The sequence below is a fragment of the Micromonospora sp. CNZ297 genome (assembly GCF_007827625.1).
On record NZ_VISU01000004.1, the window covers coordinates 345733 to 358970 of the forward strand.

Annotated in this window: 8 protein-coding genes; 1 reads left to right on the plus strand and 7 read right to left on the minus strand. The window is 73.4% G+C overall.

What is annotated here, in order from left to right; genetic code table 11:
* Positions 1-210: 210 nt before the first annotated feature.
* The 7 genes from FB454_RS10490 to ligA form a co-directional block, all read right to left on the minus strand.
* The gene (locus FB454_RS10490) at positions 211-2568 is read right to left on the minus strand and encodes a transketolase-like TK C-terminal-containing protein (RefSeq protein ID WP_145822873.1); all 2358 of its coding nucleotides are present in this window, start codon (positions 2566-2568) and stop codon (positions 211-213) included.
* 117 nt (positions 2569-2685) lie between these two features.
* The gene (gene gatB, locus FB454_RS10495) at positions 2686-4179 is read right to left on the minus strand and encodes an Asp-tRNA(Asn)/Glu-tRNA(Gln) amidotransferase subunit GatB (RefSeq protein WP_091329759.1); all 1494 of its coding nucleotides are present in this window, start codon (positions 4177-4179) and stop codon (positions 2686-2688) included.
* Positions 4180-4303: 124 nt separating this feature from the next.
* Entirely contained in the window at positions 4304-5476 is a 1173-nt protein-coding gene (locus FB454_RS10500; RefSeq protein ID WP_145753269.1) for a putative Ig domain-containing protein, read from the minus strand.
* Positions 5477-5709: 233 nt separating this feature from the next.
* Positions 5710-7185 carry an Asp-tRNA(Asn)/Glu-tRNA(Gln) amidotransferase subunit GatA gene (gatA, locus tag FB454_RS10505; protein WP_145753271.1) on the minus strand — a complete coding sequence of 492 codons (1476 nt, stop codon included), beginning with the start codon at positions 7183-7185 and terminating at the stop codon, positions 5710-5712.
* Positions 7182-7487, minus strand: coding sequence for an Asp-tRNA(Asn)/Glu-tRNA(Gln) amidotransferase subunit GatC (gene gatC, locus FB454_RS10510; protein WP_013284468.1), 306 nt, complete (start codon positions 7485-7487; stop codon positions 7182-7184). The genes gatA and gatC overlap by 4 nt, the downstream gene beginning before the upstream one ends.
* A 105-nt stretch (positions 7488-7592) precedes the next feature.
* Positions 7593-10136 carry a GGDEF domain-containing phosphodiesterase gene (locus tag FB454_RS10515; protein WP_145753274.1) on the minus strand — a complete coding sequence of 848 codons (2544 nt, stop codon included), beginning with the start codon at positions 10134-10136 and terminating at the stop codon, positions 7593-7595.
* 151 nt (positions 10137-10287) lie between these two features.
* Complete coding sequence (gene ligA, locus FB454_RS10520) at positions 10288-12441, minus strand: NAD-dependent DNA ligase LigA (protein WP_145753276.1); 2154 nt, start codon at positions 12439-12441, stop codon at positions 10288-10290.
* A 182-nt stretch (positions 12442-12623) separates the two neighbouring features.
* Between ligA and FB454_RS10525 the strand changes: the two genes are divergently transcribed.
* Positions 12624-13238: a type II toxin-antitoxin system PemK/MazF family toxin gene (locus FB454_RS10525; protein WP_145753279.1), complete on the plus strand. Its 615-nt coding sequence runs from the start codon at positions 12624-12626 to the stop codon at positions 13236-13238.

Consider the following 13238-nt stretch of genomic DNA (forward strand, 5'->3'; position numbering starts at 1 on the left):
ACCGGGCCGAGTGCCAAGGGCGGGCCGGATCGCCCGAGAGAGCCGGAAGACCGGCGAGCCGAGAGGCTGAGGCCCACCCGGAGGCCGGACCTCACCGCGAGGACCCGGGACCGCCGCACGGAGGCCGGACCTCCACCGCGAGGGCCCGGGGCCGCCCGGATGTCCGGCCGGCCCCGTGGCGGCGTGCGGTCAGCGCAACGGACGCGCGCCTCAGCGCAGCGCGATCGCGGCCAGCGCGGCGTTGACGATGCTGCCGGGCAGCAGGTCGTGCAGCTCGTACAGCTCCCGGACACTGCCGGACTGGCCGAACTCGTCCACCCCGAGCGGCACCGCCGGAGCGCCGACCGCCGAGCCGAGCCAGGCCATCGCGTGCGAGGCCGCGTCGTGCACGGTGACCACCGGCACCCGGTCGGCGAACGCCGACCGCAGCGCGCCCGGCACGCTCGGCACGGTCGCGGTCCGCACACCCTGGCGCAGCGTCCGCTGCCACGCGCGGTAGAGCCGGTCCAGGCTGGTCACGTCGACCACGTGCGCGGCCACGCCCTCCTCCGCCAGCTCCGCGGCGGCCGCGAGCACCTCCGGCAGAACCGCGCCGGAGGCGGCGAGCTGCACGACCGGGGCGTCAGCCAGATCGGGGTACGCCTGGTGCGCGTCGACGAGCCGGTACGCGCCGGCCACCACCTGCCGCCGCAGCACGGCGTCCCCGAGCCGTGCCCGGGCCGCCTCGAACGGTGCCTGGTCGATCGGCCGGGTGCTGAGCCGGAAGTAGTACGCCCCGTCCTCGGCCGGCGCGGCTGTCGCGGCCGGAGCGGAGCCACCGGCGATCTGCCCGAGCGCGTCGCAGAGCAGCCAGTCGAGGCTGCCGGCGTACGCGGGCTCCAGGAACGTCACCCCCGGCAGCTCCAGGCCGACCGACGCGGTGATGGTGGACTGGTGCGCGCCGCCCTCCGGGGCCAGCGTGATGCCGGACGGGGTGCCTGCCACCACGAACCGGGAACCGGAGTACGTGCCGTACAGGAACGCGTCCAGACCGCGCAGCACGAACGGGTCGTAGACCGTCCCCACCGGCAGCAGCGGCTGGCCGGACAGATCCCACGACAGGCCGAGCTGGCCGAGAAGCAGGAACAGGTTCATCTCCGAGATGCCCAGCTCGATGTGCTGCCCGGCGGGGCTCTCGGTCCAGCGCAGCATCCGGTCCTCGGTCCAGGAACGCTGCTCGGTCGGTGCGAAGACGCCCGTCTTGTTGATGAACCCGGCCAGGTTGGTCGAGGTGGCCACGTCCGGCGCGGTGGTCACCAGGTAGGGCGCAACCTGCGGATCACGGGCCAGGTCGACGAGCACCCGGCCGAAGACCTCCTGGGTGGAGACGGGCTTGTTCGCGCGTACCCTCGTGGTCTCCGGAACGGTGACGCCCAGCGCGCGCTCGCGCGGCGGGCGGGACAGCGCCTCCCGGCGCTCGCCGGCCCGGATGCCGGCCGGGGACGCCGGGTCGAGGCGGTCCCACTCGGTCTCCGGGGTCAGGCCCTGCGCGGCGCGCAGCGCGTCGACCTGCTCGGTGGTGAGCAGCGCCGAGTGGTTGCGCGGGTTGCCGGCGATCGGCAGGCCCCAGCCCTTGACCGTGTACGCGAAGACGACGCTGGGCCGGTCGGTGACGGCGTCGCACTGGGCGTAGGCGTCGAGCATGGCCTGCGCGTCGTGCCCGCCCAGGTCGGTGACGAGCGGGCCCAGCTCGTCGTCGCCGATGTCGGCGACGAACGCGGCCACCTCGGCCGGCGCGCCGTCCAGGAACTGCTTGCGCAGCGCCGGCCCGGCCAGCCCGAACAGCGACTGGTACTGCTCGTTGGGCATCCGGTCGATCCAGTCGCGCAGCGCCGCGCCGCCGGGCCGGGCGTACGCCTCGGCCAGCTTGCGTCCGTACTTGACCTCCACGACGTGCCAGCCGGCCGCCTCGAACTGGCCGCGCCACTGGTTGATCCGGATGCCGGGTACGACCCGGTCCAGCGACTGGCGGTTGAAGTCGACGAGCCACATCACGTTGCCGAGCCCGGTGGTTGCCGGGTCGGCGACGGCCTCCCAGATGTTGCCCTCGTCCAGCTCGGCGTCACCGATGATGGCGACGAACCGGGAGTGCGGGCGCGCGCCGAAGTGCGCGTCGACGTAGCGGCGGGTGACGGCGGCGAACAGCGGCGCGGCGGCGCCCAGGCCGACCGAGCCGGTGGAGAAGTCCACCTCGTCCGGGTCCTTGGTGCGCGACGGGTACGACTGGAGCCCACCGCGCGCCCGCAGCTTCGGCAGGTACGACCTGTCGAGGTTGCCGAGCAGGTACTGGATCGCGTGGAACACCGGCGAGGCGTGCGGCTTCACCGCCACCCGGTCCTCGGCGTCCAGGTGGTGGAACCAGAGCGCTGTCATCGCGGTGACCAGGGAGGCGCTTGACGCCTGGTGGCCGCCGACCTTCACCCCGTCACCGGTGTCGCGGTCGTGGTTGGCCGCGTCGACGATGCGGGTGGCGAGCCAGAGCACCCGGCGCTGGATCTCATCGAGGACGTCGAGGTCGTGCTGGTTCACGGTGACTCCATCCGGGCGTCGCCGTTGACGCCCTGTCCGGGGAGGGGGTGGCGAGGCGTTAGGAAGGGCCCCTTCCCATGCACCAGGCGTTAAGAAGGGGCCCTTCCTTACAACACGTCAGGCGCCGAGGCGCGCCAGGATCAGCTCGCGGACGGTCTTCGCGTCCGCCTGGCCGCGGGTGGTCTTCATGACCGCGCCGACCAGCGCGCCGGCCGCCGCGACCTTGCCGCTGCGGATCTTGTCGGCGACGTCCGGGTTGGCGGCGATCGCCTCGTCCACGGCGGCGGTGAGCGCGCCGGTGTCCGAGACGACCTCCAGGTTGCGGTTGGTCATGATCTCGGTCGGCGAGCCCTCGCCGGCCACCACGCCCTCCAGCACGGTACGGGCCAGCTTGTCGTTGAGCTTGCCGGCGTCGACGAGGCCCTGCAGCTCGGCGACCTGGGCCGGGGTGGCACCGACGTCGGCCAGCTCCACGCCGGTCTCGTTGGCGCGGCGGGACAGCTCGCCCAGCCACCACTTGCGGGCCGCGGCCGGGGTGGCGCCGGCGGCCACCGTCGCCTCGATCAGCTCGACCGCGCCGGCGTTTACCACCGACTGCATGTCGAGGTCGGACAGGCCCCAGTCCTGTTGGATCCGCTTGCGGCGCAGCCGCGGCAGCTCCGGCAGGGCGGCCTTCAGCTCGGCCACCCACGCGGTGTCCGGGGCGAGCGGCACCAGGTCCGGCTCCGGGAAGTACCGGTAGTCGGTGGCGGTCTCCTTGGACCGGCCCGACGTGGTGTCGCCGGTGTCCTCGTGGAAGTGCCGGGTCTCCTGCGTGATCCGGCCTCCGGCCTCCAGCACCGACGCCTGGCGCAGCATCTCCGAGCGCACCGCCCGCTCGACCGAGCGCAGCGAGTTGACGTTCTTGGTCTCGGTGCGGGTGCCCCACTCCTCGCCCGGCCGGTTCAGCGACGTGTTGACGTCGCAGCGCAGCGAGCCCTCCTCCATCCGCACGTCGGAGACGCCGAGCGAGCGGATCACGTCACGCAGCTCGGTGACGTACGCGCGGGCGACCTCGGGCGCGAGCGCGCCGGTGCCCGGGATGGGCTTGGTGACGATCTCGACGAGCGGGATGCCGGCCCGGTTGTAGTCGACGAGCGATTCGGTGGCGCCGTGGATGCGACCGGTGGCGCCGCCGACGTGCAGCGTCTTGCCGGTGTCCTCCTCCAGGTGCACCCGCTCGATGCCGATGCGCACCAGTTCGCCGTTCACCTCGACGTCCAGGTAGCCGTCGAAGCACAGCGGCTCGTCGTACTGGCTGATCTGGAAGTTCTTCGGCATGTCCGGGTAGAAGTAGTTCTTCCGGGCGAACCGGCACCACTCGGCGATCGAGCAGTTCAACGCCAGCCCGATCCGGATGGTCGCCTCGATGGCGGCCTTGTTCGCCACCGGCAGCGAGCCGGGCAGGCCGAGGCAGACCGGGCAGACCCGGGTGTTCGGCTCGCCGCCGAAGTCGGTCGGGCAGCCGCACCACATCTTGGTGTTCGTGCCCAGCTCGACGTGGGTCTCCAGGCCGATCACCGGTTCGAAGCGCGCGACGACCTCGTCGTACGCGGGCAGTGTCGTCGTCATCTGAGCTCCAGGCGCGATCCGGACAGAACCGCTCCAGCCTAATCGGCTGGCCCGGCCACCCCGCTGCCGGGCTTCGAGATCACCGCACGGCGGCCCGCCACGACGACCTGGCCCGGGCCGGGCGTCACTCGGGTGCGGTGAAGCTCCGCCGGCGGTTGTAGGCCAGCACGAGCAGGATGCCGCCGACGGAGAAGGCCACGACGCTCAACAGCAGCAGTACGAGCGGCGAACCCGGCCCGGTGATCGGCAGCCACGCGCCACTCACCTTCGACGGCGAGGGCGTCGGCTGGGGCGCCACGGTGCTGCTGCTCGCCGACGGCGTGGCGGCCGGATCGCTCGGCGTCGGCGTCGCAGTCGGGGCGGCCGGGGTGGGCGTCGAGCCGGTCGGGGTCGCCGTGGGGGTGGCCGGGGCCGGGGCGGCGACGGTCAGGGACACCTCAGTCGTGGCGCTGGTGCTGTATCCCTTCGCCGAGACGGTGAAGGTGAACGTGCCGGCGCTGCCCGGGGTGCCGCGGAGCCGGCCCTCCTCGTCGAGGGTGAGACCGCCCGGCAGTGCCCCGGCGGCCAGGGCGAACGCGATGTCCGAGTCACCGTCGGCGGTGAACCGGAAGGAGTAGGGCTTACCGGCAGTGGCGGCGGGCGGTTCGCCGGAGGTGAACACCGTCGCCGCCTCGGCGACGACGACTGTGGCCTTCTGCTCGTCGAAGCGGTCGTTCTTGTCGGTCATCCGCAACGTGAACGTGTACGTGCCGGGGGTGGTCGGCGCGCCACCGAGCGACGTCCCGACCACGAGCATCCCCGGCGGCAGACCGCCCGACGTCACCGACAGCCGGTACGGCTCGGTGCCGCCTGTGGCCTCGACGGTGTGGATCGCGTACACCCGCCCGAGGTACATGGGCGACCGCGGCGTGCCGGACGTGATGACGACAGTCGGCTCGCGTACCTCGATGGTCGCCGTCTGCTCGTCGAAGAGGTCGTTCTGGTCGGTCATCCGCAACGTGAACGTGTACGTGCCGGGCGTCGTCGGCGCACCACCGAGCGACGTCCCCACCACGAGCATCCCCGGCGGCAGACCGCCCGACGTCACCGACAACCGGTACGGCTCGGTGCCACCTGTGGCCTCCACGGTGTGGATCGCGTAGACCTGCCCGATGACCATGACCGGCCGGGGCTTGCCCGAGGTGATGGTGACGGTCTCCGTGACGGCGGTGGCCGGTTGCGCGGTGGCGGGCTGCGCGGCGCCCAGCAGCAACGCCGCGACCATCGTCAGGGCCATGGCCGGGCGAAGTGTCCCCATCGCACATCCAGCTCTCGGTCGGAACCGCTCGCGTCCGCCAGCGGGCCACAGTCCAGTCGATCCAGCAGACCCGGAGTTTATTCGACCAGTGCCAGTGACCCCGGGCAATCCACTGATCGGTGATCACCGTGTCGCCGCGACGACAGCCGCGCCCGGCGCGGTCGTGGTGACCGCACCGGGCGCGGGACGTCGTCCGGTACGGAGGCGGGCGGCCCGCCTCCGTACCCCTTGGTTCAGAGCGCCGGCGGGGTGAGCGTGCCGACGGCGTTCTCCAGCGCGGCGGCGACCCGGTACATCCGGTCGTCGGCCATGGTCGGCGCCATGATCTGGAAGCCGACCGGGAGCCCGTCGGACAGGCCGCACGGCACCGAGATGGCCGGGCCGCCGTACAGGTTCGTCGGGATGGTGAACAGGTCGGCCAGGTACATCTGGTACGGGTCGGCGGTGCGCGACCCGATCGGGAACGCCACGAACGGCGTGGTCGGCGAGATCAGCGCGTCGACCTGCTCGAACGCACTGGTGAAGTCCCGCGTGATGAGCGTGCGGACCTTCTGCGCCTGGCCGTAGTAGGCGTCGTAGTAGCCCGAGGAGAGGGCGTACGTGCCGAGCATGATGCGGCGCTTGACCTCGGGGCCGAAGCCGGCCTCGCGGGTCAGCGACATGACCTCCTCCAGCGACCGGTTGCCGTCGTCGCCGACCCGCAGGCCGAACCGGACGCCGTCGAACCGGGCCAGGTTGGAGGAGCACTCGCTCGGCGCGATCAGGTAGTACGCCGGCAGCGCGTACTTGAAGTTCGGGCACGAGACCTCGACGATCTCGGCGCCCAGCTTCGCCAGCGCCTCGGCGGCGTCGCGGAACGCGGCCATCACGCCGGGCTCCGCGCCCTCACCGGTGAACTCGGTGACCACGCCGAGCTTCACGCCGGTCAGGTCGCCGGTGGCGCCGAGCCGCGCCGCGGCCACCACGTCCGGCACCGGGGCCGGGATCGAGGTGGAGTCGCGCGGGTCGTGACCGCCGATCACCTGGTGCAGCAACGCGGCGTCGAGCACGGTACGCGCGCACGGGCCGGGCGTGTCCAGCGACGATGAGAACGCGACCAGGCCGTAGCGGGACGTGCCGCCGTAGGTGGGCTTCGCGCCGACGGTGCCGGTGACCGCGCCGGGCTGGCGGATCGAGCCGCCGGTGTCCGAGCCGATCGACAGCGGCGCCTCGTACGCGGCCAGCGCCGCCGCGCTGCCACCGCCGGAGCCGCCCGGGATCCGCTCCAGGTCCCACGGGTTGCGGGTCGGCCCGTACGCGGAGTACTCGGTGGAGGAGCCCATCGCGAACTCGTCCATGTTCGTCTTGCCGAGCATCACCGTGCCGGCGTCGCGCAGCCGCTCGACGATCGTCGAGTCGTACGGCGGGCGCCAGCCCTCCAGGATCTTCGACCCGACCGTGGTCGGCACGCCCTTGGTGGTGAGCACGTCCTTCACCGCGACCGGCACACCGGCGAGCGGGCCCAGTTCCTCACCGGCGGCGCGGCGCTCGTCCACGGCACGCGCGGCCGCCAGCGCCCCCTCGGTGTCGACGTGCAGGAACGCGTGCACCCGGTCGTCGACGGCGCCGATCCGGTCCAGGTGGGCCTGGGTGACCTCGACCGCGGAGGTCTCGCCGCTCGCCACCAGCCCGGCGATCTCAACGGCGGTGAGCTTGGTCAGGTCGGTCATGAGGCCACATCCTCGTCCAGGATCCGCGGGACGCGGAACCGCTGCTCCTCGGCGTCGGGGGCGCCCGACAGCGCCTCCTGCGGGGTCAGGCCCGGCCGCACCACGTCCTCACGGAGCACGTTCGTCAGCGGCACGGAGTGGGACGTCGGCGGGATGTCCGCCGCGGCGACCTCGCCGACCTGCGCGACCGACTGGAGGATCACATCCAGCTGGCCGGCGAAGGTGTCCAGTTCCTCCTCCGTGACGGCGAGCCGCGACAGTCGCGCGAGGTGCGCGACCTCCTCGCGGGAGATGGCGGCCATCAGTGCCCCCTTCGTGGCTGTCCTGAGACGTCTGCGGTGGGCCGGCCGCGCGTGCGGGCGTGCTCGATGACGCGCGGTGACCGGAGCGAGTCTATTGTCCCGCCGTCACGACGACGCCTTCGACTCCCCCTCCGGGGCCGGACCGCTGCGGCTCCCCGCCTCCGCCGGGCGCACCGGACGGTAGCGGGACAGCCAGGCCACCAGGTCCTCGGCCGGCATCGGCCGGGCGTGGAACCAGCCCTGCGCCACGTCGCACCCGGCGGCGTGCAGCATCCGCCAGGTGCGCTCGTCCTCCACGCCCTCGGCCACCACACGCAGCCCGAGCGCCCCGGCCAGTTCGATCATCGAGCGGACGATCGCCGCATCGTCCGGGTCCTCGGCCATCCCGAGGACGAACGACCGGTCCACCTTCACCTCGGACAGCGGGAGCCGCCGCAGGTGCTGGAGCGACGAGTAACCGGTGCCGAAGTCGTCGAGCGCGATGCCGACGCCGATGCGGTGCAGCTGGGTGATGCTGGCGAGCACCCGCCGCGGGTCGGCCATCAGCGCGCCCTCGGTGATCTCCACCTGGAGGCGCTCCGGCGGCACGCCGTACCGGGTCAGCCGGTCGGCGATCTGGTCGGCGATCTCGCCGGTGTGCAGGTCACGGACGCTGACGTTGAGCGCGGCCCGCAGCGTGAGCCCGGCCGCCGACCACTTCGCGAGCTGCTCCACCACGTCGTCCACCACGCGGCGGGTGAGCAGCCGCATCACCGCGCTCTGCTCGGCGACCTGGATCAGCTCGCCCGGGTCGACCATGCCCCGGCGCGGGTGCCGCCAGCGCAGCAGCGCCTCGACGCCCACCACCTCGCCTGTCGCGATGGCGATCTGCGGCTGGTAGTACATGGTGATCTCGCCCGGGTGCCCGGCCTGCTCGTCCGGCCCGGCCACCGTGCTTCCGTCGGCGGTCGGCCCGATGACGCCCGGCGCACCGGTGCTCACGGCGGCCTCCGCGTCCCGGGTGACGTCGGCGTCGGCGGTCTCCGTCTCCGTCTCCGGCGCGAGCTCCGCGTCACCCACCACGAGCGGACCCGCGACCGGTCCGGCGCCGGCCCGGGCGGCCCGGCGGCGGATCGGGTCGGCGCCGGTGAGGATCCGCTCGATCAGGTCGTCGTCGTGCCGCTCCTCGACGCGCTCGCGGCGCCGTCGCAGCCAGCGGTTCGCCCCGTCGCCGGACCGCCGGCCGCCGTCGCGCGCCGGCCGCTGGTTGCGGGCCGGGCGGTCGGCCCGCACCGGCAGCGCCGGGGTCAGGGCGGCGCCGTCACCCCCGCGTACGCCCACAGTCTCCCCGCCCTGCGCGGACGGGCCGGACTCCAGCACCCGGCGCAGGTCGGCCAGCAGGCTCAGGCGCTCGGCCGAGTTGTGGTCGGACTCCGGCGCGTAGACCGCCACCGTGTCGTTGCGGTGCTTCGCGTCGTACATGGCCACGTCGGCGTGGCGCATCAGGGTGGCGAAGTCCTCGCCGTGGTCGGGGTAGAGCGCGATGCCGATGGCGCCGCCCACGTCCAGCGGCAGCCCGTCCAGCGGCACCGGTTCGGCGAGCGCGGCGACCACCCGGTCGGCCCGCTCGCGAGCCTGGTCGATGTCGGTGAGCCGGGGTACGACGATGGCGAACTCGTCGCCGCCGAGCCGCGCCACCATGTCACCGGCGTCCACAGCGCCCGTCAGACGGGCGCTCACCTCGACCAGCAGGCGGTCCCCCACCGCGTGCCCGAGCGCGTCGTTGACGTGCTTGAACCGGTCGAGGTCGAGCAGCAGCAGCGCCAGGTGCGCGTCCGGCGCGCCCCGGGCGGCCCGGTCGCCGTGCAGGTGCACCTGCTCGGCCACCTCGGTGAGCAGCGCCTTGCGGTTGGGCAGCCCGGTGAGCGGGTCCACGTCGGCGAGCTGTTCCCGTTCGGCGGAGAGCCGGGCCATCCGGTAGACGGCGAACAGCGGCACCAGCACCAGCGGGATCAGCGCCGCGCTGGCCCGGGCGGCGGCCACCAGCACCGGCGCGAGCAGCAGCAGCGAACCGGTGGCGAGCAGTTCGTAGGCCAGGCCGCTGCGGACGCTCGGCCACCACCTGTCGCCGAAGCGCAACCGGACCGCGGAGCTGACCAGCCCGTAGTTGACCACGAACCAGGCGACCGTCGCGCCGCCCACCGCCGCCACGTCGGTCCAGTGCAGACGGCCGCCGTCGAACAGCTCACCCGGGCCCAGCCGGGTGACCGCGTACGCGGCGGCGAGCGCGCACGCGTACTGCGCGGCGTTGAAGCCGGTACGCCAGGGGGCGTACCCGAGCCGCCAGCCGCTGACCGCGACCGCCACGGCCTGCACCGCGACGGCCGGACCGAAGCCCCAGCCGAGCAGGATGGCGAAGGTGAAGCAGGTCGACGGGAACACCGCCGAGGTCTGCCGCCGGCCGGGCGGGACGAACGGGCGGGCGTCGCAGGCGACGGCGAGCGCCGCCATCGTCCAGAACGCGGCCGGCAGTTCACTCCATCTGTCGGCGAGCGCGACGAGCGGCCCGGCCGAGACCGCCAGGGCGACCACGCCGATCGCGCCGACGAAGCCGAAGAACGGCCCGCTCCGCCCGGGCGGGACGGAGTTACGCGGGTCGCCGGTCTCCATCGCACCTCCCGGGGAACGTCCTGGCGCGCGCCGTCACGCGTCGTACGCCAATGAAACGCCCTCCGAGGCGATTTCCCCGACACGACAGTCACGAATCGGTCGTAGTCGTAATTAACTTGGTATCCGCCGGACGATCGCTGTGACCAGCCTGTCAGTCCTGCACCCGGGCCACCTCGCGGGCCGCCTCCGGGCCGGAGTCCAGCAGCACCCGGAATCCGTCCTCGTCGAGGATCGGCAGTTTCAGGGTGGCGGCCTTGTCGGCCTTGGAGCCGGGATTGTCGCCGACCACCACGAAGCCCGTCTTCTTGGAGACCGAGCCGGTCACCTTTCCGCCCCGGACCTGGATCGCCTCGGCCGCCTGGTCGCGGCTGAACCCGCCGAGCGTGCCGGTGACCACTACCGTGATCCCGTCGAGCGGTCGCGGCCCCTCGTCGGCGGCCTCCTCGGCCATCCGTACGCCCGCCGCGGCCCACTTGCGCACCACGTCGCGGTGCCAGTCGACGGCGAACCACTCCTTGACGCTCGCCGCGATGGTCGGGCCGACGCCGTCCACCGAGGACAGCTCCTCCTCACCGGCGGCTTCGATCGCGGCGACCGAGCGGAAGTGCCGGGCGAGCGCCTGGGCGGCGGTCGGGCCGACGTGCCGGATGGACAGCGCCACCAGCACCCGCCACAGGTCGCGTTCCTTGGCCTCGGCGAGGTTGTCGAGCAGCTTGGTGGCGTTGCTGCCCAGGCTGCCGTCCTTGTTGACGAAGAACGGCGACCGGCTCAACTGCTCGGCGTCGAGCTGGAACAGGTCGCCCTCGTTGGTGATGATCTGGGCGTCCAGCAGCGCCGCCGCGCCCTTCTCGCCGAGCACCTCGATGTCGAGCACCTTGCGGCTGGCCAGGTAGAAGACCCGCTCGCGGATCTGACCGGGGCAGGCCCGCCCGTTGGGGCAGCGGATGTCGACGTCGCTCTCCTTGGCCGGCGCGAGCGGCGTGCCGCAGGCCGGGCAGGTGGTAGGCATGACGAACGGGCGGGCGTCGGCCGGGCGCAGCTCGACCACCGGGCCGAGCACCTCGGGGATCACGTCGCCGGCCTTTCGCAGCACCACCGTGTCGCCGATGAGCACACCCTTGCGCTCGACCTCTCGGGCGTTGTGCAGGGTGGCGTAGGCGACGGTGGAGCCGGCCACCCGCACCGGCTGGAGCACGGCGCGCGGGGTGACCCGGCCGGTGCGCCCGACCTCCACCTCGATGTCGAGCAGCTTGGTGTTGACCTCCTCCGGCGGGTATTTGAAGGCGATCGCCCAGCGGGGCGCGCGGCTGGTCGAGCCGAGGCGGCCCTGGATGGAGACCGGGTCGACCTTGACCACCACGCCGTCGATCTCGTGCTCGACGTCGTGCCGGTGCCTGCCGTAGTAGGCGATGTATTCCGCGACGCCGGCCAGGTCGTCCACCACCCGCCACCGGTCGCTGGTGGGCAGCCCCCACGCCTTGAGTGCGGCGTACGACTCGGACTGCGCGGCCGGCCGGAACCCGGTGCGCGCGCCGACGCCGTGCACCACCAGGCGCAGCGGGCGGGAGGCGGTCACCCGGGGGTCCTTCTGCCGCAGGCTGCCGGCGGCGGCGTTGCGCGGGTTGGCGAACGGCGCCTTGCCCTGCTCGACCAGGCTCGCGTTCAGGTCGGCGAACGCGGCCACCGGGAAGTAGATCTCGCCGCGCACCTCGATCAGGTCGGGCACGTCGGGGAAGTCGCCGGCCGGGGTCAGCCGGGCCGGTACGCCCTTGATGCTGCGCACGTTGGCGGTGACGTCCTCGCCGGTGCGGCCGTCGCCCCGGGTGGCCGCGCGCACCAGCCGGCCCTTCTCGTAGGTGAGGTTGATGGCGAGCCCGTCGACCTTCAGCTCGCACAGGTAGGGCACCGGGCCGCCGGCGTCGCGCTCGACCCGCTCCGACCAGGCGGCCAGTTCCTCGTCGGCGAAGGCGTTGTCGAGCGAGAGCATCCGCTCGGCGTGCGTGACCGGCGTGAAGTCGGTGGAGAAGGTGCCGCCGACCCGCTGGGTGGGCGAGTCGGGGGTGCGCAACGCCGGGTATTCGGCCTCCAGCGCCTCCAGTTCCCGCAGCTGCTTGTCGAACTCCGCGTCGGTGACCGTCGGCGCGTCGAGCACGTAGTAGCGGTACTGGTGCTCGGTCAGCTCCTGGCTGAGCGTGGCGTGCCGCTCCCGGGCCGCCGGGGTCGGCTCGGCACCCGCCGCCGCGTCCTGGGCCGCGTCGACCGCTGAGGGAACCGCTTCTTCGGACACGCCGCCGCCTTCGGACACCGCTGTCGACCTCCCGTGTTCGTGCTACCCGAGAACCGTAGCGGTCGGCTGTGACAGTCGTCCGGCCACCCGCGCCGAGCAGGGCGAACGGACGCCCACCGCGCCACCCGGGCGGGTGGGGCCGGGCCGTGCGACGATCGGTCGGCGGTAGTGGGCCACAACGGTCGGAAGGCGGACGACGGATGCGCGACGGGGTGATCTGGGCGCTGGTGATCGCGGCCTGCGTCGCAGCCGGCTGGCTGTGGAACGACTGGCGCCGCCGGGCGGCCGAACGCGCCGGGACGCGCGACCGGGCCGACGGGAAGCGCGACCGGGCCGACGGACGGCGGCCGGGCACCGGGCGTGGCAGCCGCACCGGCGGACCGGACGGCGAGCGGACCGGCGGTGGACGCCGCGGTGACCGGGCCGGCACCGGGCCACGGGGCGGCCGCACCGCGACGCCGCCGAGGCCGCGGGGCGCCGGATGGACGAGCCGGGACGAGCCCCGGCCCGGGGAGATCTGGTGGGCCGACGTGCCCTACGCCGACGGGACCGGTTCGAAGGTGCGTCCCTGTCTGGTGCTGCGCGTCGACGGCCGGGACGCCGAGGTCCTGAAGATCACTAGCCAGGACAAGTCGGACCGGGACGACCACCTGCCGATCCCGACCCGGGACTGGGATCCGGACGCCGACCACGACAGCTACCTCGACGTCAGCGAGCCGATCCCGGTGCCGCTGGACGCGTTCGCCGACCGGGCCGGCACCTGCGACCCGGACCTGTGGCGGGGCGTCCGCCGGCTGAGCCACCTCACCGGCTGA

Bases quoted from the DNA above. Each gene is read 5' to 3' on its own strand.
- gatB (WP_091329759.1), bottom strand. From the start codon at position 4,179: ATGACGACGACACTGCCCGCGTACGACGAGGTCGTCGCGCGCTTCGAA.
- FB454_RS10500 (WP_145753269.1), bottom strand. From the start codon at position 5,476: ATGGGGACACTTCGCCCGGCCATGGCCCTGACGATGGTCGCGGCGTTG.
- gatA (WP_145753271.1), bottom strand. From the start codon at position 7,185: ATGACCGACCTGACCAAGCTCACCGCCGTTGAGATCGCCGGGCTGGTG.
- gatC (WP_013284468.1), bottom strand. From the start codon at position 7,487: ATGGCCGCCATCTCCCGCGAGGAGGTCGCGCACCTCGCGCGACTGTCG.
- FB454_RS10515 (WP_145753274.1), bottom strand. From the start codon at position 10,136: ATGGAGACCGGCGACCCGCGTAACTCCGTCCCGCCCGGGCGGAGCGGG.
- FB454_RS10525 (WP_145753279.1), top strand. From the start codon at position 12,624: ATGCGCGACGGGGTGATCTGGGCGCTGGTGATCGCGGCCTGCGTCGCA.